Genomic DNA, 248 nt, shown 5'->3' with positions numbered 1-248 from the left:
AATCACGTCAACTTCGCTTTATTGGATCTATGCGGCTACAGCTTTGCACCGCGATACGCGCAATTTAACAGCGTCATCAACGATCTGTTTGAGGTGACTGAAAATGAACAATGTAACACCATACTTGCGCTGAAGAAACCCATCAGGACGGGGGTCATCGAAACGGGATGGCAGGATATCAGGCGTATTGTCCTGTCACTTCAGACAAAACGAACAACACAGGCAATACTGGTGAGAAAACTGTCTGG

The 248-nt window shown here is 46.8% G+C and carries 1 protein-coding gene; it reads left to right on the top strand.

Features of this window, described 5'->3' with window-relative positions; translation table 11 throughout:
• Nucleotides 1-248: Tn3 family transposase (locus PSI06_RS21380; RefSeq protein WP_273605080.1), on the top strand; the 248-nt coding region annotated here is incomplete at both ends.

The sequence above is a fragment of the Pseudoalteromonas sp. GABNS16E genome, from assembly GCF_028598715.1.
Lineage (GTDB): Bacteria > Pseudomonadota > Gammaproteobacteria > Enterobacterales > Alteromonadaceae > Pseudoalteromonas > Pseudoalteromonas atlantica.
Note: the sequence above shows the minus strand (reverse complement) of the source record. Positions and strands in the feature narration are given on the sequence as shown.